Source organism: Streptomyces coelicoflavus (assembly GCF_045041415.1).
Classification (GTDB): domain Bacteria; phylum Actinomycetota; class Actinomycetes; order Streptomycetales; family Streptomycetaceae; genus Streptomyces; species Streptomyces coelicoflavus.
Map to the genome: position 1 here is coordinate 7121241 of NZ_CP108218.1, position 20399 is coordinate 7141639.

Here is a 20399-nt window from a genome sequence, read left to right on the forward strand (position 1 = left end):
AGTCTCGCGGTCAGTTGCCGACGCGGCGGCGCAGGTCCTGGAAGGCGGTGTAGTTCGCGATGACCTCGACGCGGCCGGGCGGACAGAGCTGCACCGCCTGGTCGAGGTCCTCGCACACCTGGAACTGCTGGTTCGCGACCTCCAGGCGGACCGCGAGGTCCAGCTTGCGGTCGCCGACCACGCAGATCGGGTGGCCGGACAGCCGGGTGTAGTCCACGTCCCACAGCCAGGAGGTGTCGGTGCCGTCGGCGCCGCGCGCGTTCACCGAGAGGATCACCGGGGCCGGCGGCGGGTCGATCAGGGAGAAGGTCTCCAGCCAGCCCGCCGGGTTCTTGGCGAGCAGCAGGCGCAGGTCGCGGCCCTGGAACTGGACGACGTCGTAGCGTCCGGCGACCGCCTGCACCTGGTACATGCGCTCCAGGGCGACCTGGGGCGGCACCCCGAAGACGGCGGCGACGGCGGCCGAGGAGGCGGCGTTGGCCTTGTTGGCGCGGCCCGGCAGCTGAAGGTGGATGGGCCAGGCGGAGCCGTGCGGGTCGAGGACGTGGTCGCCGGACAGGGCCCAGCTCGGCGTGGGACGGCGGAAGCCGCACTCGCCGCAGAACCAGTCGTCGCCGGGGCGCTGCATCACGCCGCCGCAGGACGGGCAGGACCAGGCGTCGTCCTTCCACATCTGCCCGGCGGCGACCCAGATCACGTTGGGGGAGGAGGAGGCCGCCCACACCACCAGCGGGTCGTCGGCGTTGGCGACGACCACGGCCTTGGAGCCGGCCAGGCCCTCGCGCCAGTTCTCGGCGAGCATGCGGGTCTCGGCGGCGCGGTCCAGCTGGTCGCGGGAGAGGTTGAGCAGCGCGATGCACTTCGGGTCGGTGGCCTGGGCGACGCCGACGAGGTACTTCTCGTCGACCTCGATCACCCCGTAGCGGGCCTCCGCGCCACCGGCGAGCGCCGAGGTGATGCCGGCCGGCATGTTGGCGCCGAGCGCGTTGGAGACGACCGGTCCTGCCGCCTTGAGCGCCTCGGCGATGAGCCGGGTGGTGGTGGTCTTGCCGTTGGTCGCCGAGACGAGGGTCACGTCCAGGTGCCCGGCGAGCCGGTGAAGGAGGTCGGGGTCGAGTTTCAGCGCGACCCGGCCGCCGATCACCGAACCGCTGCCGCGCCCCGCGGCGCGCGACGCCGCCGCGACCGCCTTGCCCGCGGTCACGGCGATCTTGGCCCGCGGCGTGAGCGGGTCCGAGTTGCCTGCCATCAGTTCTCGATCCTCCTTGCCGTACGCGCCGCGCCTGAAGCCTGTGAAGCCTGACGGCCACGTGGTGTGGACCTCAGCCTATCGAGATCCATTCGCACTCCCGAATCGCGGCACCGGCCACCGGGTTCCGGCGGTGGGCGCGTGCCGCCGGGGGACACAGGGACCTTACTCTGACCGCCATGCGACAAGGCTCCATCCCGGGCGCCCACGGGCGCGTCCGTCCCCTCGGCCTCCTCGGCGACCCCGTCCTGCACGCCCCCTGCGCGGAGGTGACGGACTTCGGCCCGGAACTCGCGGCGCTCGTGGAGGACTTGTTCGCGACCATGTACGCCGCCCACGGCGTGGGTCTGGCCGCGAACCAGATCGGCGAGGCGGTGCGCGTCTTCGTGTACGACTGTCCGGACGACGAGGAGGAGCGGCACCTCGGGCACGTGGTGAACCCCCGGCTGGTGGAGACCGGCGGGGTGGTGGTGAGCGGTCCCGAGGGCTGTCTGTCGCTGCCGGGTCTGGAGGCGGGCACCGAGCGGCACGACGAGGCGGTGGTGACGGGCTGCACGGTGACCGGAGAGCCGGTCACCGTGCGCGGGACCGGGTTCTTCGCGCGGTGCCTCCAGCACGAGTGCGACCACCTGGAGGGGCGGGTCTACGCCGACCGCCTGACCGGGCGTCGCCACCGGAAGCTGATGCGGCAGGTGGCGCGGGCGTCCTGGCGCCGCTGAGCGCCCGCACCGACGACGGACCGGGGGAGGCCGGAGGTCAGAACCCGGGGCCGCCCGCCTTGTCCCCGGCCTCGGCGAGGCGGCCCCACAGCAGGTCGGCCAGGGTGCGCACCAACTCCTCGCGAGGGCAGGGCCGTTCGCCCAGCCACCAGTCCCCGGCGGCGTGCATCATGCCGACGATCCCGTGCCCCCACACGCGGGCCAGCTGCTGGGTGCCCGGTCCGACGTCGAGGCGCTCCTCGATGACCTGGGCCAGCTCCTCGCCCATGCGGCGCAGCAGCGGCGCCGAGTGCCTGCCGACGTCGAAGCCCTGCTCGGACTGGTCGCCCGGTGCGGTGCCGCCGTCCGCCGGATGCATCAGGAAGCGGTACACCTGCGGGCGGGCCTCGATGGCCGCCAGATAGGTGTCCAGGGTGGCCTCGACGCGCTGTCGCCGCTCCGCCGGGGCGTCCAGGGCGGCCCGCAGCGAGGCGAGGAGGGCGTCCGTGTGCCGGACGGCGAGGGCGGCGTAGAGTCCGCCCTTGTCGCCGAAGTGGCGGTACAGGATGGGTTTGGTGATGCCGGCCTCCGCGGCGATGGCGTTCATCGAGGCATGCGGACCGTCGCGCAGCACCACCCGGTCGGCGGCCTCGAGCAGCTCGCGCCGTCTGCGGTCGGCGGACGTCTGCGGATCGGCCCGCTGTGTGGTGTTCATGTGCTCTCCCCACCCGTGCTGTTTCGGTGACGCCTGCGCAAACTAACACTCACGGGACCGGGGCCATCGAACGGGAGGGCGAGAGGGTCCTGGGAGTTGACTTTTCCTACCCGTCGGTAACAGACTCGGGGTTACCGCAAGTAACATGCACGGGCGTCACTGGAGGGGACATGGCCGAGTTCACCATGGAGCTGAGCGACGAACAGAAGGAGGTCCGGGACTGGCTGCACGGCTTCGCCGCCGACGTCATCCGCCCCGCGGCCGCCGAATGGGACGAGCGCGAGGAGACCCCCTGGCCGGTCATCCAGGAGGCCGCCAAGGTCGGCATCTACTCCCTGGACTTCTACGCCCAGCAGTACTTCGACTCCACCGGCCTCGGCATCCCCATGGCGATGGAGGAGCTGTTCTGGGGCGACGCGGGCATCGCCCTGTCGATCGTCGGCACCGGCCTCGCCGCCGTCGGCGTCCTCGCCAACGGCACCGAGGAGCAGATCGGCACCTGGATCCCCCAGATGTACGGCGACGCCAACGACGTCAAGGTCGCCGCCTTCTGCTCCTCCGAGCCCGACGCCGGCTCCGACGTGGCCTCCATGCGCACGCGTGCCGTGTACGACGAGGCCAAGGACGAGTGGGTGCTCAACGGCACCAAGACCTGGGCGACCAACGGCGGCATCGCCAACGTCCACGTCGTCGTCGCGGTCGTCGACCCGGACCTCGGCTCCAAGGGCCACGCCTCCTTCATCGTCCCGCCGAGCACGCCGGGGCTGTCCCAGGGCCAGAAGTTCAAGAAGCACGGCATCCGCGCCTCGCACACCGCCGAGGTCGTCCTCGACAACGTGCGGGTCCCCGGCTCCTGCCTGCTCGGCGGCAAGGAGAAGCTGGACGCCCGCCTGGCCCGCGCCCGGGAGAAGGCCAAGAAGGGCGGGGAGCGCGTGAAGAACGCGGCGATGGCCACCTTCGAGGCGTCCCGCCCGGCGGTCGGCGCGATGGCGGTGGGCACGGCCCGGGCCGCGTACGAGGTCGCGCTGGAGTACGCGCAGACCCGTGAGCAGTTCGGACGTCCCATCATCGACAACCAGGGCGTCGCCTTCCAGCTGGCCGACATGCGGACGTCCATCGACGCGGCCCGGCTGCTGGTGTGGCGGGCGTCCTGGATGGCGATCAACGGCAAGCCGTTCACGGCGGCCGAGGGCTCGATGTCCAAGCTGTTCGCGAGCGAGACCGCGAAGAAGGTGACCGCCCAGGCGATCCAGATCCTGGGCGGCAACGGCTACACGCGGGAGTACCCGGTGGAGCGGATGCACCGGGACTCCGCGATCTACACGATCTTCGAGGGCACGAGTGAGATCCAGCGGTTGGTCATTGCGCGGACGCTGGCGGGGATGCCGATCCGCTAACCGTGTCGCAGCGGCGTGAGCTGCTCGATGTCGTACTTCGCCCGCAGCGCCTCGATCGCCTCGTGGTCCGGTGGGCCCCCGTCGCCCAGGATCTCCAGGAGTTCCTCGAAGTAGCGTTCGTGGTCCGGGGGCGGGCTGGCCTGGAAGAACATCTTGGCCGGCTCGCCCGTCGGGTTGGCGAAGGCGTGCGGGCAGCCGGGGGGCACGACGATGACCGTGCCCGGGGTGGCGCGCACCACCCGGTTGCCCGAGGGCGACTCCCACGTGCGCCAGTTGTCGGGGGTGCGGATCCTCGGCTCGAAGGCGAGCACGTCCAGCTCGCCCTCGAGCACGTAGAACAGCTCCTCGCTGCGGGTGTGCACGTGCGCGCCGACGTCGAACCCCGGCGGCACGATCACCTCGAAGGTGGACGCCATCCGCGAGTGCGAACCGGTCACCTTGAAGGTCACGTGCTGGGCCGGCGCCTGCACCACCCGGCCCTGGCCCGGCGGCACCAGCAGGCCCTCGGCCGCCGCCACCAGGCCGCTCACCAGGTCACCGGCAGGGCCTCGGGCCCGCGGATCAGCGCGCCCTTCTTGAAGGGCACCTCCTCGGGCGCCACCGCGAGCTTCAGCCCCGGCACCCGGTCCAGGACCGCGTCGACCAGCAGCTCCGACTCCAGCCGGGCCAGCATGCCGCCCGGGCAGTAGTGCGGGCCGAAGCCGAAGGACACGTGCGGGTTGGGGGAGCGCTCGAAGTCGACGGTGTCCGGGTCGGGGAAGACCTCCGGGTCGCGGTTGGCGGCCAGGTAGGACACGTAGACCGCGTCGCCCGCCCGGATCCGCACGCCCTTGACGTCCACGTCCTCCAGGGCGATCCGGGAGAGCCCGACGGCGTTGCGGTGGGGGATCCAGCGCAGCAGCTCGTCGATGGCCCGGGGACGGATCTCCGGTTCGGAACGCAGGCGTTCGGCCAGTTCGGGCCGGCTCAGCAGCAGGTGGAACATCTGCCCGCTGTTGTTGGTGACCGCCTCGCCGCCGATCTGGAGCAGGACCGCGAGCCCCACCGCCTCGGCCAGGGTGATCTCGTCCCGGCCCACGGCGGCACCCAGCAGCGAGGTGACGTCCTCGCCGGTGCTGTCCGACCGGAGCCCGATGAGATCCGAGAAGTAGGTGTTCATGTCGTTCTTGGCCCGCTCGCTGACCTCGGCGCCGTGCGAGGAGGACAGGATGAGCTGGGTCCAGGTGTGCATGGCGTGCCGGTCGGTGGCCGGCACCCCCATCAGCTCGCAGATCACCGCGATGGGGAAGGGGCTCAGCACCGCCTCGGTGAGGTCGGCGGGCGGACCGGCCTTCAGCATGGCGTCGACCAGTTCGTCGAGCATGCCGCGGGACCGCTCGCGCACCCGCTCCACGCCCCGCGCGGTGAAGGCGGCGGCCACCGAGCGGCGCAGCCGGGTGTGGTCCGGCGGGTCGAGGAAGCCGACCGCGCCGCGCGCCGGGATGAAGTGCGGGGCCAGCCGGGTGACCTGCCGGTCCATGACGGCCTCGCGGCCGAACCGCGGGTCGTTGGTGACCAGGCGCACGTCGTCGTGGCGGGTCACCAGCCAGGCCCAGCCCTCGCCGTTGGGCAGCGAGATCCGGGTGACGGGGCCCTCCCGCATCAACTCGGTGAGCACCGGGTCGAAGTCGCTGCCCGGCAGGTCGACGGCCGGCCAGTCCCGTACGGGCGGCACGCTCTGGGAAATCGTTTCTTCGCTCACGTCTGCCTCACACTCCGCGTCACATCCCGGGACACGTCCCGCGTCAGGTCCTGCCGCACGTTGCGCCGCACGTCCGCCGTCTGCCAGCAGCCCACGGACATCTCCGCGGTGATGCCGGGACCGAAACCGGCCAGCAGCCCACGTGCCCCCTCCTCGACCCCGCCTTCGTCGAAGAGCCTGCGCAGCGCGTCCAGGACGACGGCGCTGGCGATGTTGCCGTACTCGGTGAGCGTGGACCGGCTGAACCGGAACGCGTGCGGGTCGACCTGGAGGAACTTGCTGAGGTCGTCGAGGATCCGGGGGCCGCCCGCGTGCACGATGTAGAAGTCCAGGTCGGCGGCGTCCCAGCCGTGCTCGCCCGCCAGCTGCTTGAGCGCCGGCGCAAGCGGTTCCATGGTGGCCGGCACCCGCTTGTCCAGCAGGAAGTGGAAACCGGTCGCCTTCACGTCGTACATGATCCACTCTTCGGTCTTGGGGATCAGGTACGAGCCGTTGCGCTCCAGGCGCACTCCCGTGCCCCCTTGGCCGCGGACCACCGCGGCGGCGATGCCGTCGCCGAAGAGGCCGTTGCAGAGCAGGGAGCCCACCCCGAGGTCGGTGGGCTGGTAGCACAGCGAGCAGAACTCGCAGGCCACGATCAGCGCGTTGGCGTCGGGGTACGCGGTGCAGAAGTCGTGGGCCCGGTTGATCGCCGCACCGCCGGCCGCACAGCCCAGCTGGGCGATGGGTATCTGCCGCGTGGTGGCGTCGAAGCCCATCTCGTTGATCAGCCACGCCGTGAGCGAGGGCATCATGAAGCCCGTGCACGAGACGTAGATGATCACGTCGATGTCGGTGGTGAGCAGCTCCGCGTCGTCGAGGGCCCGCTGGACCACGGCCGGGACGCGGGACTTCGCCTCCCGCTCGTAGACCTTGTTGCGGTCCTCGAAGCCGGGGTGCTTCAGCGTCTCCTCGATGGGCTGCACGATGTGCCGGGTGCGGACCCCGGTGTTCTCTATCAGCCGGAGCGCGAGCGGCAGTTGAGGATGGTCGGTGTGACGCCGGCGCGCCAGCTCCAGCGTCTCCTCCATCGTGATCACGTGCTCCGGGACGGACACCGAGGGTCTGCACAAAGTCGCCATGAACCGTGCCTGCTTTCGCCTCGCGGAAGGCTTGCGCCCCCCGGCCGGAAAGTGCCGCACCTTTCAGGGGTGCCCGTCCACGATCACCCACCCGGGCGGCGATCTCTCGCCGGGTTACTCCGTCTCGGGGAAGGAACCGTGCCGGGGAAGGCGCGTCCCGGGCAGGCGTCGTCCGGGGGAGGCGTCGTACCGGGCAGGCGTCAGGAGGAGCGGCCGCTGCTGTGGGCGATGCACGCCACGTCGATCCGGTCGGCCAGCTTGGCCAGCTCGATGGTGAGGGCCGCGACGGTGTCCTCGTCCAGACTCTCCTCGCCGGTCTCCACCAGCCGCAGCCACCGCCCGCCGACCGTGCGCAGCAGCTTGCTCACGTCGGACGCGGCGACCTGGAGCGTGCCGCGGTCGTCGACGATCAGAGGCAGGGTCACTTCGCGGTTCACAAAGGGGATCGTAGTCGCGGAAGGCTCACGCTCCGTGCCATACGGTGGTGATGTTGCAGAACTCGCGGATTCCGTGCCCGGACAGCTCACGCCCGTAGCCCGACCGCTTGACCCCGCCGAACGGGAACGCCGGGTGGGACGCCGTCATCCCGTTGACGTACACGCCGCCCGCCTCCAGGTCCCGGACGAACCGGTCCACGTCGGCGTCGTCGCGCGTCCACACGTTGGAACTGAGCCCGAAGTCCGTGTCGTTGGCGATCAGCACCGCCTCGTCCAGGTCGGCCGCCCGGTAGAGCGTGGCGACCGGCCCGAAGGCCTCCTCGCGGTGGATCCGCAGGTCGCGGGTGACGTCCGCCAGGACGGTCGGCGGGTAGTACCAGCCGGGCCCGTCGGGCCGTTCGCCGCCGCACAGTACCGTCGCGCCGCCGCGTACCGCGTCGTCGACCAGCTCCACCACGTCGTTGAGTCCCTGCTCGCTGGAGAGCGGGCCGACCTCGGTCTCCTCGTCCATCGGGTCGCCGACCCTCAGCGCCCTCATGCCCTCGGTGAAGCGCTCGGCGAAGGCGTCGTACACGTCCGTGTGCACGATGAACCGCTTGGCGGCGATGCACGACTGCCCGGCGTTCTGCGTGCGCGCGGTCACCGCGACCTCGGCGGCGCGGTCCACGTCGGCGGACGGCATGACGACGAACGGGTCGCTGCCGCCCAGCTCGAGCACCGTCTTCTTGATCATCTCCCCGGCGGTGGAGGCCACCGCGCGGCCCGCGGGCTCGCTGCCGGTGAGGGTGGCGGCCCGCACCCGCTCGTCGCGCAGGACGTCGTCGACCTGGGCGGAACCGATGAGCAGGGTCTGGAAGCAGCCCTCGGGGAAGCCCGCCCGGTGGAACAGGTCCTCCAGGTAGAGGGCGGTCTGCGGCACGTTCGAGGCGTGCTTGAGCAGCCCGACGTTGCCCGCCATCAGCGCGGGCGCCGCGAACCTGATCACCTGCCAGAGCGGGAAGTTCCACGGCATCACCGCGAGTACCGGGCCCAGCGGCCGGTAGCGGACCAGCGCCCGGGAGGCGCCGGAGTCCTTCACGTCGGCGTCGTCCGGCTCCTCGTCGGCCAGCAGCTCCGCCGCGTGGTCGGCGTACCAGCGCATCGCCTTGGCGCACTTGGCCGCCTCCGCGCGGGCCTGCTTGACCGGCTTGCCCATCTCCGTGGTGATGACCTTGCCGATCTCCTTCTGATCGGCCTCCAGGAGATCGGCGGCCCGGCGCATCAGCCCGGCCCGCTCGTAGAAGCCCGTGGTCCGGTAGGTGCGGAAGGTGGCCTCCGCGAGCTCGATCCGGCGCTCGATCTCCTCCTCGCCCATGGCCTCGTACGTCCTGAGCGTCTCGCCGTTCGCCGGGTTCACCGTCGCGATGGGCATGGCCGACCTCCCTGGGTGCATGCGTGCTTCGACCTTGGCGCGCGGCGCGGGGACCCGCAACGTGGACGGGCCGCGTCGTTCGTCGTGGTTCCTGGTGGTGTCTCGTCAGTGCGAGTGCTCAGCCAGCCGGTCGAGAAACGCGGTCTGCGCCTTCACGATCACCTCGCGGGCCCGGTCCAGCGCGAACCACGCCACCCGGTCCAGTTCGGGGAACTCCCCGGTCCGTCCCGACCTCGGCGGCCACTCCATCGTGAAGGTGCCCGGAACCACGGCCGCCGGATCGAGGTCGGCCTCGACCGCCCAGACCGTCACGAGCTTCCCGCCCGCCTGCCGCACCTCCCCGAGCGGCACGGCCCCGCCCTCGGGCGGCGGCAGCCCCAGCTCCTCCTCGAACTCGCGCCGGGCCGCCTCCCACGCCGGTTCCGCCGGGTCGTACTCGCCCTTGGGGACGGTCCACGCCCCGGCGTCCCGGCGGGTGTAGAAGGGGCCGCCCATGTGGCCGAGGAGCACCTGGAGCTCCCCGCCGGGACCGCGCCGGTGCAGCAGCAGACCCGCGCTGCGCCTCACGGGGCCACCCCGGGGTGGGCGGCCAGCAGGGTCTCCACGGTGTCCGCGTCCTCGGGGCGCTTGTCCTCGCGGTAGCGGACCACCCGGGCGAAGCGGAGGGTGACGCCGGGCGGGTAGCGGGTGGAGCGCTGGAGACCGTCGTAGGCGATCTCGACGACGAGTTCGGGGCGTACGGTCACGCCCCAGCCGTGCTCCTGGACGGCCAGTTCCCGCAGGCGCTCGGTCTGCCAGGCCAGCAGGGCGTCGGTCATGCCCTTGAAGGTCTTGCCGAGCATCGCGAAGGAGCCGTCGGCGGTGCGGGCGCCCAGGTGGAGGTTGGAGAGCCTGCCGGTGCGGCGGCCGTGGCCCCACTCGGCGGCCAGCACCACCAGGTCGAGGGTGTGGACGGGCTTGACCTTCAGCCAGGACGCGCCGCGCCGGCCCGCGCTGTAGGCGGCGTCCAGTCCCTTGACGACGACGCCCTCGTGCCCGCGCCCCAGCGTCTCGGCGAGGAACTCCTCCGCGGTCCCGGTCTCCTCGGGCCCGCGCACCAGCGTGCGCCGTACCCGCAGGGGCTCGGGCACCAGCCGGGCCAGCTCCGCGTGCCGCTCGGTCAGTGGCAGGTCGAGCAGGTCGCGGCCGTCGACGGAGAGCGCGTCGAAGAAGACCGCGGAGACCGGGACCGCCCGGGCCGCCGTGGCCACGTCGGTGCGGGAGCCGACCCGGCCGGCGGTCTCCTGGAAGGAGCGGGGGCGCCCGTCCGCGTCGAGGGAGATCGCCTCGCCGTCCAGGATGAACCGCTCACCGGGCAGCGCCAGGGCCGCCTCGGTGACCTCGGGGAGCCGGCCGGTGATCTCGTCCAGGGTGCGGGTGTACACCCGTACGGTGCCGCCGTCCCGGTGCACCTGGACGCGGATGCCGTCCAGCTTCTCCTCGACGGCGGCGGCGCCCAGCTTGCCGACCGCCTCGCCGACCGAGGACGCGCTGTGCGCAAGCATCGGCAGCACGGGCCGGCCGACGGTGAGCCGGAAGCGGTCCAGGGCGCCGGGGCCGTCGGCCAGGAGGGCCTCGGCCACCGCCTGGAGCGACCCCGCGAGCATCACCGCGCGCCGCACGTCCGCCGGAGGCGCCTCCGTCGCCGCGGCCAGGCCCTCGACGGCGGCCGCGTCCAGGGCGCCCTGGCGGACCTCGCCGGTGAGCAGGCCGATCAGGAACCGCTGCTCGTCCTCCGTGGCGGCGCCCATCAGCTCGCCGACCAGCCGGGCCCGCTCGGCCTGCGACCCGGCGCCGGACACCGCGCCGAGCCGGGTGAGCCGGGCGTCGACGTCCCGTACGGTCAGGGTCGGTCCGGCGGCGGGCGCGACCCGGCGGCTCAGCACCTTCCAGCCGACGCCGATCCGGCCCTGCGGGAGCCGCCCCGCCAGGTACGGGATGACGACCGGCACGTCCGCCGCCTCCGCCTCGCGGAACAGCTCCGCGAGCAGGACGGTCTTGCGGGACCGCGCCGACGTGGCGGCGACCTCCCGGGACACCTGGGCCAACCGGGCAAGCAGCATGCAGTCATGGTGCACTGCGGAGGGCGGGCGCACACCCCGCGGCGCCGTGCGGTCCCGCGTACGCCCTCCCGGACGCCCGCGAGCGGACTCACTCCGCGACGGCCGCGTCCAGGTCCGACATGATCAGGTCGCCGACGATCGCCGCCGCCGCGCGGTAGCCGCCACTGGCCGCGTGGACGACCTGCTCGGCGAAGCCCAGCGCGTTGCCGGCGGTCCACACGCCCGGCACGGTCGTCCGGCCGGTCGCGTCCACCACGGGGTAGGCGCCGAACGGCGTCTCCTGGAGCTCCGCCCCCAGCCGCTCCATCAGGCCGGTCTGCGGGACCGCCTTCGGGGCGACGAACAGCACCGTGCGGTCGTGCGCCGTGCCGTCCGCCAGCCGGACCCCGGTGAGCCGGTCGTCCTCGATCCGCAGACCCGCGACCTCCCCGGGCACCACCTTGACCCCGGCCGCGGCGAGCCGCCGCAGGTCGTCGTCGGACAGTTCACGCTCGGCGACCGTGTGCAGGAAGAGCGTCACGTCGTCCGACCAGCCGGACACCATCAGGGCCTGGTGCACGCTGAGCGGGCTGGTGGCCAGCACGCCGAAGCGCTCGTCCCGCACCTCCCAGCCGTGGCAGAACGGGCAGTGCAGCACGTCCCGGCCGTACCGCTCGGCGACCCCGGGCACGGCCGGCAGCTCGTCCCTGAGCCCGGTGGTGACGATCAGCCGGCGGGCGTGCACGGTGTCCCCGCCGGCCAGCTCCACCGCGAAGTCCTCGCCCCGGGAGACGTCCACGGCACGGTCGCGGACCAGCTCCACGCCGTAGCGCGCGATCTCCTCCCGGCCGAGGGCCAGGAACTCGGCGGGGGACATGCCGTCCCGGGTCAGGTACCCCTGCATGTGGGCCGAGGGCGCGTTGCGCGGCTCGCCGGCGTCGACGACCAGGGTGCGCAGCCGTGAGCGGCCCAGGACGAGCGCGGCGGAGAGCCCCGCCGCGCCACCGCCGACGACCACCACGTCGTACGTCCCGGACGTGTCCTTCAGGTTCTTCGGGTTCGTGTTCAGGGTCATGGTGACCACCTCCACGTAGAAGGTCGCTCAGACGGTACGGGATTGACAAACAGGTTTGCCGGAACTGCAATAAACGCATGACGACCGCAGATGATGTCCTCGCCGGTGTGGGCCCCAGGCTCCGTCAGCTCCGCAAGGAGCGGGAGGTGACCCTGACGGCGCTGTCCGAGACCACCGGTATCTCCGTGAGTACCCTGTCGCGGCTGGAATCGGGCCTGCGCAGACCGAGCCTCGAACTGCTGCTGCCGATCGCCCAGGCCCACCAGGTGCCGCTGGACGAGCTGGTCGGCGCCCCGCCGGTCGGCGACCCCCGGGTGCGTGCCGAACCGATCGTCCGGCACGGCCGCACGCACTGGCCGCTGACCCGTCAGGCGGGCGGCCTCCAGGCGTTCAAGGTGCTGGAGCCCCAGCGCAAGGAGGAACCGGACCCGCGCACCCACGAGGGGTACGAGTGGCTCTACGTCCTCTCCGGGCGGCTGCGGCTCGTGCTCGGCGAGCACGACGTGGTGCTGTCGGCGGGGGAGGCCGCGGAGTTCGACACCCGGGTGCCGCACTGGTTCGGGTCGACGGGGGAGGGGCCGGCCGAGTTTCTCAGCCTCTTCGGCCCGCAGGGGGAGCGCATGCACGTACGGGCCCGGCCCGCCCGGTCCTGACGGCCGCGACCCACGGCCATCGTGACGCGCGACCGGGCGGAAGCTGTTCCCCTCACGGCAAGCGACCGCTTAGTATGCGAAGGACCCGGTCGGACGACGCAGTCGGTGGAGGCCCCGCATGCAGGCATGGCAGGTGCACGAGAACGGCGAGCCGGGCGAGGTGATGCGCCTCGGGGACGTGGCGCCCCCGACACCCGGCGAGGGCCAGGTCCTGCTGAAGGTCCGCGCCGCCAACATCAACTTCCCGGACGCCCTGCTGTGCCGGGGCCAGTACCAGGTCAGGCCGCCGCTCCCGTTCACACCCGGCGTGGAGATCTGCGGCGAGACCGAGGACGGCCGCCGCGTCCTCGCCAACCCCTCGCTGCCGCACGGCGGCTTCGCCGAGTACGCCCTCGCCGACGCCCGCGCCCTGCTGCCCGCGCCGGACGCCCTGGACGACGCCGAGGCCGCCGCCCTGCACATCGGCTACCAGACCGGCTGGTTCGGCCTGCACCGCCGGGCCCGCCTCGAGGCCGGCGAGACCCTGCTCGTCCACGCCGCCGCGGGAGGCGTCGGCAGCGCCGCCGTACAGCTGGGCAAGGCCGCCGGCGCCACCGTGATCGGCGTCGTCGGCGGACCGGAGAAGGCGGCCGTCGCCCGCGAGCTGGGCTGCGACGTGGTCGTCGACCGGCACGGCGAGGACGTCGTCGCCGCCGTCAAGGAGGCCACCGGAGGCCGGGGCGCCGACGTGATCTACGACCCGGTCGGCGGCCAGGCTTACGCTCAGTCCGCCAAGGTGGTCGCCTTCGAGGGCCGGATCGTCGTCGTCGGCTTCGCGAGCGGCACGATCCCGAGCCCGGCACTCAACCACGCGCTGGTGAAGAACTACGCGATCCTCGGCCTGCACTGGGGCCTGTACAACACCAAGGACCCGGGCCTGGTCCGGCACTGCCACGAGCAGCTCACCGAGCTGGCGGCAGACGGCGCGATCAAGCCGCTGGTGAGTGAGCGGGTGCCGCTCGACGGAGCGGCGGACGCCGTGCAGCGCGTCGCCGACGGCAGGACGACCGGCCGGGTGGCCGTCGTACCGGAGAAGGCATGAACGGACAAGACAGGACCGGAGAAGCTGGAGAAGGGAACCGTCGCATGACCGACGCAGCGGAACTGCGCCGCCGTACCGAGGAGTTGCTGGCCGCTCATCCGCCGGCGACCACCGGACGCCCGGACTTCCTGCGCGCCCGCTTCGACGCGGGACTCGCCTGGGTGCACTACCCGGAGGGACTCGGCGGACTCGGCGCCCCGCGCTCCCTCCAGGCCGTCGTGGACGCCGGGCTGGCGGCCGCGGGCGCCCCCGACAACGACCCCCGGCGCATCGGCATCGGCCTCGGCATGGCCGCCCCGACCATCCTCCAGTACGGCACCGAGGAGCAGAAGCGCCGGCTGCTGCGCCCGCTGTGGACCGGCGAGGAGGTCTGGTGCCAGCTCTTCAGCGAGCCGGGCGCCGGATCCGACCTGGCCGCGCTCGGCACGCGGGCCGTCCGGGACGGCGAGGACTGGATCGTCAACGGACAGAAGGTGTGGACCTCCAGCGCGCACCTCGCCCGCTGGGCCATCCTCATCGCCCGCACCGATCCGGACGTGCCCAAGCACCGGGGCATCACCTACTTCCTGTGCGACATGACCGACCCCGGCGTCGAGGTGCGGCCGCTGCGCCAGATCACCGGCGAGGCCGAGTTCAACGAGGTCTTCCTCACCGACGTCCGCATCCCCGACTCCCGCCGCCTCGGCGAGGTCGGCGACGGCTGGCGGGTCGCGCAGACCACACTCAACAACGAGCGCGTCGCCATCGGCGGCACACCGGTCCCCCGCGAGGGCGGCATGATCGGCAAGATCTCCGCGACCTGGCGGGAGCGCCCCGAACTGCGCACCCACGACCTGCACCAGCGGCTGCTCGGCCTGTGGGTCGAGGCGGAGGTCGCCCGCCTCACCGGCCTACGCCTGCGCCAGCAACTGGTGGCGGGCCAGCCCGGCCCCGAGGGCGCCGGCATGAAGCTGAACTTCGCCCGCCTCAACCAGGAGATCAGCGGCCTGGAGGTGGAACTCCTCGGCGAGGAGGGCCTGCTCTACGACGACTGGACCATGCGCCGCCCCGAGCTGGTCGACTTCACCGGCCGCGACGCCGGATACCGCTACCTGCGCTCCAAGGGCAACAGCATCGAGGGCGGGACCAGCGAGGTCCTGCTGAACATCGTCGCCGAGCGCGTCCTGGGCCTGCCCGCCGAACCGCGCACCGACAAGGACGTCGCATGGAAGGACCTCGCCCGATGAGCGCACAGCCGGAACCCGCCCTCCTTTACTCGGAGGAGGAAGAGGCGCTGCGCGCCGCCGTCCGGGACCTGCTCACCGACCACTGCGACCCGGCGGGCGTCATCACCCGCACCGAGTCGGCCGCCCCGCACGACCTGCCGCTGTGGAAGTCCCTCGCCGACTCGATGGGCCTCGCGGGCCTGCTGATCCCCGAGGAACTGGGTGGACAGGGCGCCACCCACCGCGAAGCCGCCGTGGTCCTGGAGGAGTTGGGGCGTGCGGTCGCCCCGGTGCCGTACCTGACGAGCGCCGTCGTCGCCACCGAGGCGCTGCTGGCCTGCGGGGCCGAGGACCTGCTCACCGAACTGGCGGCGGCCACGACCGTCGCCGCGCTGGCCGTGGGACTGCACGTCGCGCCGGGTGGCGCCGTTGCGGAGGTGCGCCTGGAGAACGGCGTCCTGCACGGCGAGTTGACGGGCATCGCGGACGCGTCGGCCGCCGACGTGCTGCTGGTGCCCGCCGACGACGGGGGCCTGTACGCGGTCCGCTCCGCCGACGCGACGGTGACTCCACAGGTCTCCCTCGACTCCACCCGGCCGGTGGCGCGGGTGTCCCTCGACGGCGTGCCGGGGCGCCGGCTCGGCGACGCCGGCCCCGCCGTGCGCCGGGCGCTGCGGGCCGGTGCCGGGCTGCTCGCCTCCGAGCAACTGGGGCTCGCCGACTGGCTGCTGACCGAGACGGTCCGCTACCTCAAGGAGCGCAGGCAGTTCAACCGCCAGGTCGGCGGCTTCCAGGCGCTCAAGCACCGGCTGGCCCGGCTGTGGCTGGAGCTGGCGGGCCTGCGCGCCGCCGCCCGCAGCGCCGCCGACGCCCTGGCGACCGGCGAGGACACCGACGTGGCCGTCGCGGTGGCCCAGGCGTACGCGGCGCAGGTCGCCGTCCACGCCGCCGAGGAGGCGCTGCAACTGCACGGCGGCATCGGCATGACGTGGGAACACCCGGTCCACCTGTACCTCAAGCGGGCCAAGGCCGACGCGGTCGCCTACGGAGCCGCGGGCACCCACCGCGCCGTCCTGGCCGAACTGGTCGACCTGCGGGCGCCCTGACGCACCTGGCCGCGGTGAGGTGAACGACCGGCGGCGGTCCGGCCAACTCCCCGCACGGCTCTGCTCCTTGGGGCCACCGGGGCCCCATACTCACTGGGGTCCCGTACGGCACTTCCAGGGAGGCAGAGCATGGCCCTCACCACCCGACGCAGAGCCCTCACCACCCTCGGCGCCGCCCTCGCGGGCGCGGTCGCCCTGCCCGCCGGCACCGCGTCGGCGTCCGAAGGCAGGCACGGGCCGCGCCCGTTGTGGCGCGCGCACGCCCACAACGACTACGAACATCCCCGCCCCCTCCTCGACGCCCTCGACCACCGCTTCGGCAGCGTCGAGGCCGACATCTACCTGGTCGGCGGCCGACTCCTCGTCGCCCACGACCCCGAGGACCTCGACCCGTCCCGCACCCTGGAGTCGCTCTACCTCGACCCACTCGCCGCCCGCGTCCGCGCGCACCACGGCCGGGTCTACCGGCGGAACCGCGGCTCCCTGCAACTGCTGATCGACATCAAGACCGAGGGCGAGGCGACGTACCTCGAACTCGACCGCCGACTGCGCCGCTACCCGCACCTGTTCACCTCCTACGCCCACGGACGCGTGTTCCCGGGCGCCGTCACCGCGGTGGTCTCCGGCGACCGGGCCGCCCGCGCGCCCATGGAGGCCCAGCGCACCCGCCGCGCCTTCTACGACGGCCGGCTCACCGACCTCGGCACCGCCGCACCGGCCTCCTTCGTCCCCCTGATCAGCGACAACTGGACGCTCAACTTCACCTGGCAGGGCGTGGGCGCCTTCCCGGCCGCCGAGCGGCGCAGGCTGCGGGAGATCGTGGACGCGGCCCATGCCCGAGGGCAGCGGGTGCGCTTCTGGGCCACGCCCGACGTGGCCGGGCCCGCGCGGGACGCACTGTGGGCCGAACTGCTCGCCGCCGGAGTCGACCATCTCAACACCGACGACCTCGCCGGTCTCGAGGCTTTCCTCGACGCCCACCGGGAGCGGTAGGGGCGGCGCCGGAACACCACTCGTTCGGAGGACAGGTCAGCCGCCCGGACGAACCCTCCGCTACGCCACACTTGCGGCCGAACGCCGCGAAGCGGACGTGGCGGAGGAGGTTGACGATGGCCGTTTCCATCTCTGTGGTGCTCTTGCTGTTCATCCTCGCGGTGCTCTTCCTGCGCAACGGCGGGCTGAAGATCTCGCACGCACTGGTGTGCCTGCTGCTCGGCTTCTACCTGGCGAGCACGAGCATCGCCCCGACCATCAGCAGCGGGCTGACCGCGACGGCCGAGATCGTGAGCAGCCTCAGACCGTAGAACGCGTGGGAGGCGCCCGAGGGCTAGGCGTCCACGACCCGGGAGCGGATGAGGAACCGCACCCCCTCGGGTGCCTCCAGCGAGAAGCCGCTGCCCCGGCCGGGGACGACGTCCACGGTCAGACGGGTGTGGCTCCACACCTCGTACTGGCTGCGCGACATCCAGAACTCCACCGGTTCCCCGACGCCGTCGACCGTCAGCTCGCCGAGCAGGACGTCCGAGGCGCCGGTGCGGAACTCGCCGGCCGGGTAGCACATGGGGGCGCTGCCGTCGCAGCAGCCGCCGGACTGGTGGAACATCAGCGGGCCGTGCGTCTCGCGGAGCCGCCGCAGCAGCGCGGACGCCTCGGCGGTCAGCCCGACGCGCGGGATCTCCTCGTATGTGTCGCCCATGCCGCGTATGCCATCACGGGGAAGGTTGCGAGTGCGTTGCGTGGTGGCGATGGCCGCCGCCCGAAACTACCTCTTTTGACATACCTATCGGACCATACCTATTATCCGCGGGTGACCGACTCCAGCGCCCCCCGCCGGGACATCGACCACGTGGCCTCCGGCCTCGCGGCGTGCCTTCCCGCGCTGCACCGGGCGCTGGACCGGCAGGTCGCCGCCCGATTCCCGCACCCCAAGCCCCCCGAGGGCCAGATCGCCCTGCTGCGCTTCGTCGCGCAGCACGAGGGCGCCACGGTGCGCGAGGCCGCCGAGGCCCTGCTGATGAAGCCGAACAACGTCAGTGCCCTGGTCTCCCAGCTCACCGAGCAGGGCGACCTGGAGCGCAGGCGGGACAGCGCCGACAAGCGGGTCGCCCACCTCCACCTCACGGCCACGGCCCGTGAGCGGCTGTCCGAGGTGCGGGAACTGGAGACCGCGTTCATCCGCCACGCCCTGACCTCCCTCACCGAGGGCCAGCAGGGCGCGCTCGGCTCCGCCCTGGACGCCCTCGACGCGTTGACGCGGCACCTCCACCCCGGCGCTCACTGACACCCGGCCCGCCCTTTGTGGCGCGCCGTTCCCTTTCCCGCAGCGCCCCCTTCCCGCATCACCCCTCCCTCGCTGCGCTACCCCCTCGAAATCCGGAAGAGAAGGCTCCGCCATGCCGTCCACGTCCGTGGATCACTCCGCCATGCCCGCGGCCGAGACCGCCCCCGCCCCACGGGCGCCCGGCCGTCCGCGGTCCAATCCGTGGCTCACCCTCCTCGCCGTCGCGTTCGGGCTGTTCATGGTCCAGCTCGACGGCTCCGTCGTCGCCATCGCCAACCCCGAGATCGGCCAGGACCTGCACGCGTCCACCGCCCAACTCCAGTGGGTGACCAACGCCTACCTGCTCGCGCTCGCCGCCACCCTCATCCTCGGCGGCAAGCTCGGGGACCGCTTCGGACGCCGCACCTACTACCTCGTCGGCGTCGCCGGCTTCACCCTCGCCTCCGTCGCCATCGGCCTGTCCGGTTCGATCGAGGGCGTGGTCGCCTTCCGCGCCCTCCAAGGCGCCTTCGGCGGACTGCTGATGCCCAACACCCTCGGACTGCTCCGCTCCGTCTTCCCGCCGAAGAAGTTCGCCATGGCCGTGGGCATCTGGGCCATGGTCTCCGCCGTCGCGACCGCCCTCGGACCCATCGTGGGCGGCCTCCTCGTGGAACACGTCGACTGGGAGTCCGTCTTCTACATCAACGCCCCCATCGGTGTCGCCGCCATTGTCTTCGGCGCCCTCGTCCTCCCGCAGGGCCGTGACGCCACCGGCCGGGAACGCTTCGACATACCCGGCCTCGTCCTGCTCGCCCTCGGTCTCCTGGCCGTCGTCTTCGGCGTCGTCAAGGGCGAGACCTGGGGCTGGACCTCCGCCGGCACCCTCGGCGCGGTCGCCGCCGGCCTCGTCCTGCTGCTCGTGTTCGGGCGGCACGAGACCCGGGTGGAGCACCCGCTGCTGCCGATGCGCCTGTTCCGCAGCCGCGCGCTGACCATCGGCGCGATCGTCACGGCGCTCAACTTCTTCGTCATGCTCGGCGTGATCTTCTTCGTCATGCTGTACCTGCAGAACGTGCGCGGCTTCAGCCCGGTCGAGGCGGGCGTGCGGACGCTGCCGCTCAGCCTCGCCTCGCTGGTCGCCTCGCCCCTGGGCGCGGCCCTCACCCAGCGCTTCGGCCCCCGGCTGACCATGCCGCTGGGCATGCTGCTCCAGGCGGCCTCCTGCTTCGGCATGCTCACCTGGCAGACCGACTCCTCCTACGCCACGATGTGGCCGCCGTTCGTCGCGCTCGGTCTCGGTGTCGGCATGGTGATGGCCGCCTCCTCCGACGCCATCGTGGGCAACGCGCCCGTCCGGGACGGCGGTGTCGCGGGCGGCCTCCAGGCGACGACCCTCCAGATCGGCGGGGCGCTCGGCACCTCGGTGCTGGTCTCCCTGATCAGCGCCAAGGTCGGGGCGACGCTCACGGGTGAGCTCACCGGCGCGGGCGTGCCCGCCGCCGTGGCCGACGGTCTCCTGGAGGCCAAGGACGCCGTGGCCATGGGCGTGGCGCCCGTCTCCGGCGACATGCCGGCCGGGATGCGGGCCGCCGTGGTGGAGGGCAGCGGGCAGGCGTTCATGAACGGCGTCCACGTGGCCGTGGTCGTCACCGGCGCCCTCTGCGTGCTCGGCGCGCTCCTCGCCGCGGCCGGGCTCAGGCCTCCCCGGCCGCGGAGCGCGGAAGCACCGTGACCCGGTGGTAGTTGCAGCCCGCGGGCCCCGAGGGTCCGGAGAGGCCCGCGGCGAGGTCGGCCGGGGGCCGGGACTGGTGGGCCTTGAGCGCGATGCTCGTCAGGCTCAGCAGCAGGTCGACGTCCGCGTCGCAGTCCAGGTGCACGGTCACCCAACGGGAGCCGGGCACCAGCCGGATGGCGGTGGAGCCGCCGAGGTCGTACTGGAAGCGCTGGATGGCCCGGTGGGTGAGGTGGAGGTCCACGTCCCGGTCCGAGTGGAAGTGGACGATCTCGTCGCGGACGGAGCACAGCGCCCGTCCGGTTCGGCAACTGGCCGGACCCGCGGAGAGGTCGGGCCAGGCGTGCAGCCGCTCAAAGGCGCGCTGGGCCAGAGTCATGGCCCCATCGTCGCCCGATCACCGCTTCGCAACCAGAGGTTGAGTGATTCGTAAC

Annotated in this window: 22 protein-coding genes; 10 read left to right on the top strand and 12 right to left on the bottom strand. The window is 72.7% G+C overall.

Annotation, left to right across the window (positions count from 1 at the left end; translation table 11 throughout):
- Nucleotides 1–10: 10 nt before the first annotated feature.
- Nucleotides 11–1249: a MurT ligase domain-containing protein gene (locus OHA99_RS32060; protein ID WP_153180944.1), complete on the bottom strand. Its 1239-nt coding sequence runs from the start codon at nt 1247–1249 to the stop codon at nt 11–13.
- 179 nt (nt 1250–1428) lie between these two features.
- Between OHA99_RS32060 and def the strand changes: the two genes are divergently transcribed.
- Nucleotides 1429–1968, top strand: coding sequence for a peptide deformylase (gene def / locus OHA99_RS32065; RefSeq protein WP_405698478.1), 540 nt, complete (start codon nt 1429–1431; stop codon nt 1966–1968).
- A gap of 37 nt (nt 1969–2005) precedes the next feature.
- Here the strand turns inward: def and OHA99_RS32070 are convergent, their stop codons facing one another.
- The gene (locus tag OHA99_RS32070; protein ID WP_153180946.1) at nt 2006–2662 is read right to left on the bottom strand and encodes a TetR family transcriptional regulator; all 657 of its coding nucleotides are present in this window, start codon (nt 2660–2662) and stop codon (nt 2006–2008) included.
- 170 nt (nt 2663–2832) lie between these two features.
- Here OHA99_RS32070 and OHA99_RS32075 point away from each other — a divergent pair, with 170 nt between their 5' ends.
- The gene (locus OHA99_RS32075; protein ID WP_087810638.1) at nt 2833–4059 is read left to right on the top strand and encodes an acyl-CoA dehydrogenase family protein; all 1227 of its coding nucleotides are present in this window, start codon (nt 2833–2835) and stop codon (nt 4057–4059) included.
- Here the strand turns inward: OHA99_RS32075 and OHA99_RS32080 are convergent.
- The 8 genes from OHA99_RS32080 to OHA99_RS32115 form a co-directional block, all read right to left on the bottom strand.
- On the bottom strand, nt 4056–4589 hold the full coding sequence (locus tag OHA99_RS32080) for a cupin domain-containing protein (RefSeq protein ID WP_313895832.1): 534 nt from the start codon (nt 4587–4589) through the stop codon (nt 4056–4058). The genes OHA99_RS32075 and OHA99_RS32080 overlap by 4 nt on opposite strands.
- Entirely contained in the window at nt 4586–5800 is a 1215-nt protein-coding gene (locus tag OHA99_RS32085) for a cytochrome P450 (RefSeq protein ID WP_153180948.1), read from the bottom strand. The genes OHA99_RS32080 and OHA99_RS32085 overlap by 4 nt, the downstream gene beginning before the upstream one ends.
- Complete coding sequence (locus OHA99_RS32090; RefSeq protein ID WP_153180949.1) at nt 5797–6921, bottom strand: type III polyketide synthase; 1125 nt, start codon at nt 6919–6921, stop codon at nt 5797–5799. Before OHA99_RS32090 ends, OHA99_RS32085 begins: the two co-directional genes overlap by 4 nt.
- 200 nt (nt 6922–7121) lie before the next feature.
- Entirely contained in the window at nt 7122–7358 is a 237-nt protein-coding gene (locus OHA99_RS32095; RefSeq protein ID WP_007388168.1) for a DUF6213 family protein, read from the bottom strand.
- A gap of 25 nt (nt 7359–7383) precedes the next feature.
- On the bottom strand, nt 7384–8769 hold the full coding sequence (locus OHA99_RS32100) for an NADP-dependent succinic semialdehyde dehydrogenase (protein ID WP_153180950.1): 1386 nt from the start codon (nt 8767–8769) through the stop codon (nt 7384–7386).
- A gap of 105 nt (nt 8770–8874) precedes the next feature.
- The gene (locus OHA99_RS32105; RefSeq protein WP_164385609.1) at nt 8875–9336 is read right to left on the bottom strand and encodes an NUDIX domain-containing protein; all 462 of its coding nucleotides are present in this window, start codon (nt 9334–9336) and stop codon (nt 8875–8877) included.
- Nucleotides 9333–10871, bottom strand: coding sequence for an ATP-dependent DNA ligase (locus tag OHA99_RS32110; protein WP_405698479.1), 1539 nt, complete (start codon nt 10869–10871; stop codon nt 9333–9335). Before OHA99_RS32110 ends, OHA99_RS32105 begins: the two co-directional genes overlap by 4 nt.
- An 88-nt stretch (nt 10872–10959) precedes the next feature.
- The gene (locus tag OHA99_RS32115; RefSeq protein WP_381501349.1) at nt 10960–11925 is read right to left on the bottom strand and encodes an NAD(P)/FAD-dependent oxidoreductase; all 966 of its coding nucleotides are present in this window, start codon (nt 11923–11925) and stop codon (nt 10960–10962) included.
- 77 nt (nt 11926–12002) lie between these two features.
- On the opposite strand from OHA99_RS32115, the gene OHA99_RS32120 reads away from it, so the two are divergent.
- From OHA99_RS32120 to OHA99_RS32145, 6 genes are all read left to right on the top strand, one after another.
- On the top strand, nt 12003–12578 hold the full coding sequence (locus tag OHA99_RS32120; protein WP_153180954.1) for a helix-turn-helix domain-containing protein: 576 nt from the start codon (nt 12003–12005) through the stop codon (nt 12576–12578).
- 118 nt (nt 12579–12696) lie between these two features.
- A complete protein-coding gene (locus tag OHA99_RS32125; RefSeq protein ID WP_282879858.1) occupies nt 12697–13659 on the top strand; it encodes an NADPH:quinone oxidoreductase family protein in 963 nt (320 codons plus the stop codon).
- 44 nt (nt 13660–13703) lie between these two features.
- Complete coding sequence (locus OHA99_RS32130; protein ID WP_405698480.1) at nt 13704–14885, top strand: acyl-CoA dehydrogenase family protein; 1182 nt, start codon at nt 13704–13706, stop codon at nt 14883–14885.
- Complete coding sequence (locus OHA99_RS32135; RefSeq protein WP_405698481.1) at nt 14882–15970, top strand: acyl-CoA dehydrogenase family protein; 1089 nt, start codon at nt 14882–14884, stop codon at nt 15968–15970. Before OHA99_RS32130 ends, OHA99_RS32135 begins: the two co-directional genes overlap by 4 nt.
- Nucleotides 15971–16099: 129 nt before the next feature.
- Nucleotides 16100–16963 (top strand): phosphatidylinositol-specific phospholipase C/glycerophosphodiester phosphodiesterase family protein, encoded by an 864-nt coding sequence (locus tag OHA99_RS32140; protein WP_405698482.1) that lies wholly within the window; start codon nt 16100–16102, stop codon nt 16961–16963.
- A 116-nt stretch (nt 16964–17079) separates the two neighbouring features.
- Nucleotides 17080–17274 (top strand): hypothetical protein, encoded by a 195-nt coding sequence (locus tag OHA99_RS32145; protein ID WP_007388144.1) that lies wholly within the window; start codon nt 17080–17082, stop codon nt 17272–17274.
- Between the two features lie 23 nt (nt 17275–17297).
- Here the strand turns inward: OHA99_RS32145 and OHA99_RS32150 are convergent, their stop codons facing one another.
- Nucleotides 17298–17666, bottom strand: a complete 369-nt coding sequence (locus tag OHA99_RS32150) for a DUF779 domain-containing protein (RefSeq protein ID WP_165686661.1) — start codon at nt 17664–17666, stop codon at nt 17298–17300.
- Nucleotides 17667–17777: 111 nt separating this feature from the next.
- On the opposite strand from OHA99_RS32150, the gene OHA99_RS32155 reads away from it, so the two are divergent.
- Together OHA99_RS32155 and OHA99_RS32160 are read left to right on the top strand one after the other, a co-directional pair.
- The gene (locus tag OHA99_RS32155) at nt 17778–18251 is read left to right on the top strand and encodes a MarR family winged helix-turn-helix transcriptional regulator (RefSeq protein WP_153180960.1); all 474 of its coding nucleotides are present in this window, start codon (nt 17778–17780) and stop codon (nt 18249–18251) included.
- 112 nt (nt 18252–18363) lie between these two features.
- Complete coding sequence (locus OHA99_RS32160) at nt 18364–19965, top strand: MFS transporter (protein WP_405698483.1); 1602 nt, start codon at nt 18364–18366, stop codon at nt 19963–19965.
- Here the strand turns inward: OHA99_RS32160 and OHA99_RS32165 are convergent.
- The gene (locus OHA99_RS32165) at nt 19928–20344 is read right to left on the bottom strand and encodes a luciferase family protein (RefSeq protein ID WP_153180962.1); all 417 of its coding nucleotides are present in this window, start codon (nt 20342–20344) and stop codon (nt 19928–19930) included. The genes OHA99_RS32160 and OHA99_RS32165 overlap by 38 nt on opposite strands.
- Between the last annotated feature and the right edge of the window lie 55 nt (nt 20345–20399).

Coding starts and splice junctions, on each gene's coding strand:
- OHA99_RS32060 (WP_153180944.1), bottom strand. CDS start 1,249: ATGGCAGGCAACTCGGACCCGCTCACGCCGCGGGCCAAGATCGCCGTG.
- OHA99_RS32120 (WP_153180954.1), top strand. CDS start 12,003: ATGACGACCGCAGATGATGTCCTCGCCGGTGTGGGCCCCAGGCTCCGT.
- OHA99_RS32125 (WP_282879858.1), top strand. CDS start 12,697: ATGCAGGCATGGCAGGTGCACGAGAACGGCGAGCCGGGCGAGGTGATG.
- OHA99_RS32160 (WP_405698483.1), top strand. CDS start 18,364: ATGCCGTCCACGTCCGTGGATCACTCCGCCATGCCCGCGGCCGAGACC.
- OHA99_RS32150 (WP_165686661.1), bottom strand. CDS start 17,666: ATGGGCGACACATACGAGGAGATCCCGCGCGTCGGGCTGACCGCCGAG.
- OHA99_RS32140 (WP_405698482.1), top strand. CDS start 16,100: ATGGCCCTCACCACCCGACGCAGAGCCCTCACCACCCTCGGCGCCGCC.
- OHA99_RS32145 (WP_007388144.1), top strand. CDS start 17,080: ATGGCCGTTTCCATCTCTGTGGTGCTCTTGCTGTTCATCCTCGCGGTG.
- OHA99_RS32100 (WP_153180950.1), bottom strand. CDS start 8,769: ATGCCCATCGCGACGGTGAACCCGGCGAACGGCGAGACGCTCAGGACG.
- OHA99_RS32165 (WP_153180962.1), bottom strand. CDS start 20,344: ATGACTCTGGCCCAGCGCGCCTTTGAGCGGCTGCACGCCTGGCCCGAC.
- OHA99_RS32070 (WP_153180946.1), bottom strand. CDS start 2,662: ATGAACACCACACAGCGGGCCGATCCGCAGACGTCCGCCGACCGCAGA.
- OHA99_RS32090 (WP_153180949.1), bottom strand. CDS start 6,921: ATGGCGACTTTGTGCAGACCCTCGGTGTCCGTCCCGGAGCACGTGATC.
- OHA99_RS32115 (WP_381501349.1), bottom strand. CDS start 11,925: ATGACCCTGAACACGAACCCGAAGAACCTGAAGGACACGTCCGGGACG.
- OHA99_RS32135 (WP_405698481.1), top strand. CDS start 14,882: ATGAGCGCACAGCCGGAACCCGCCCTCCTTTACTCGGAGGAGGAAGAG.
- def (WP_405698478.1), top strand. CDS start 1,429: ATGCGACAAGGCTCCATCCCGGGCGCCCACGGGCGCGTCCGTCCCCTC.
- OHA99_RS32110 (WP_405698479.1), bottom strand. CDS start 10,871: ATGCTGCTTGCCCGGTTGGCCCAGGTGTCCCGGGAGGTCGCCGCCACG.
- OHA99_RS32130 (WP_405698480.1), top strand. CDS start 13,704: ATGACCGACGCAGCGGAACTGCGCCGCCGTACCGAGGAGTTGCTGGCC.
- OHA99_RS32075 (WP_087810638.1), top strand. CDS start 2,833: ATGGCCGAGTTCACCATGGAGCTGAGCGACGAACAGAAGGAGGTCCGG.